This is a genomic window from Endozoicomonas acroporae, from assembly GCF_002864045.1.
Classification (GTDB): Bacteria; Pseudomonadota; Gammaproteobacteria; order Pseudomonadales; family Endozoicomonadaceae; genus Endozoicomonas; species Endozoicomonas acroporae.
On record NZ_PJPV01000306.1, the window covers coordinates 1 to 820 of the forward strand.

General features: G+C 56.8%; 1 protein-coding gene. It reads left to right on the plus strand.

Annotation, left to right across the window (positions count from 1 at the left end):
- On the plus strand, positions 1 to 820 hold an 820-nt coding region (locus CX664_RS25445; protein ID WP_146000392.1), incomplete at both ends, for a DUF1601 domain-containing protein.

Consider the following 820-nt stretch of genomic DNA (forward strand, 5'->3'; position numbering starts at 1 on the left):
GAAACTGGTGGACAACGGGCAGGAACGGACACCGGGGCTTAAAGGGGCCGTGGCCGTGCTGTTGCCCTTCGTAAACGCACAGAAAGACCAATTTATTCCTCAACATATCACCAACCTGCTGTGGGCCATGGCGAAACTGGTGGACAACGGGCAAAAGCGAACACCAGAGTTCAACGAGGCGTTGGCTGCGCTGTTGCCACAAGTGAGCGCACAGAAAGCAAACTTTACACCACAGGGTATCGCCAACCTGCTTTGGGCCATGTCAAAACTGGTGGACAACGGGCAGGAGCGGACACCGGGGCTCAAAGAGGCTGTAGCCACACTGTTGCCCCAGGTGAACGCAAAGAAAAACCAATTTATTCCTCAGCATATCGCCAACCTGCTGTGGGCCATGGCAAAACTGGTGGACAAGGGGCAGGAGCAGACATCAGGGCTCAACAAGGCCGTGGCCGCGCTGTTGCCCTTCGTGAACGCACAGACAGCTAACTTCAAACCACAGGAAATCGCCAGCCTGCTATGGGCCTCGGCGAAACTGGTGGACAACGGGCTAGAGCAGACATCAGGGCTCAACAAGGCCATGGCCGCGCTGTTGCCCTTCGTGAACGCACAGAAAGATAACTTTACACCACAGGCTATCGCCAACCTGCTGTGGGCCATGGCGAAACTGGTGGACAACGGGCAGGAGCGGACACCGGGGCTCAAAGAGGCCGTGGACGCGCTGCTGCCACTCGTGAACACAGCGAAAGCTAACTTCAAACCACAGGAAATCGCCAACCTGCTCTGGGCCATGGCGAAACTACTGGACAACGGGCAGGATACA